Origin of the sequence: Mesorhizobium sp. M0018 (assembly GCF_040323955.1) — a bacterium.
Classification (GTDB): Bacteria; Pseudomonadota; Alphaproteobacteria; order Rhizobiales; family Rhizobiaceae; genus Mesorhizobium.
The window spans coordinates 1-698 of the sequence record NZ_JAMYVL010000091.1 but is presented as its reverse complement, the minus strand read 5'-3'; the positions used below and the strand labels follow the sequence as shown (position 1 = coordinate 698).

General features: G+C 58.7%; 1 protein-coding gene. It reads left to right on the top strand.

All coding sequences use genetic code 11. The features are described from left to right. Window positions 1–30: 30 nt before the first annotated feature. Window positions 31–698 (top strand): MmgE/PrpD family protein (locus NKJ81_RS32590; RefSeq protein WP_352542991.1); only part of this gene is annotated, 668 nt, incomplete at its 3' end.

Here is a 698-nt window from a genome sequence, read left to right as displayed (position 1 = left end):
AAACGATCGAGCTCTTGATCAGTAAGCTGAATGAATATGCCGAATCTCGATATCGCGTCGTCAATTGCCGAATGGGCCGGGAGCTATAGGGGCGATATGTCGCCCACAATCGAAAAGGAGGCGCGCCGAAGCCTTGTCGATACCGCATCTTGCATGTTTGGCGGCAGAACTACGGCCGTGTCTGCCCTGGCCGAGAAGGCGATATCGTTAGAATCCGGAGAGGGTGCGGTTTCGATTGTCGGTGGCGGCATGCTCAGTGTCGGTGGGGCTGCCTTTCTCAATGGCGTGCGCTCCCATGCTCTCGATTTTGATGATTACGAATTCGTGGGCTCGACGCACCCCAGCGCACCGATCCTTGCGGCGCTTCTTGCCGTTGGCTTTCGCGACGGCTTGACCGTTGGTGACATCCTTCGAGCCTGGACGGTCGGATATGAGGTTATTGTTCGTCTTGGTGAATCTCTCGGCTTCGGGCACTACCTGTCGGGATGGCATTCAACATCCACGCTTGGTCCGATCGCCGCTGCCGCCGCATGCGCTCACGCCATGGACCTGCCGAGCGAACGCATCGCGGCCGCGATGAGTATGGGGTCCAGCGTATCTGCGGGGCTTCAGCATCAGTTCGGAACAGACATGAAGGTTGCCCACGTTGGGTTAGCTGCCAGGGGCGGAGTATTTGCGGCTCAGTACGCGAGGGCTGG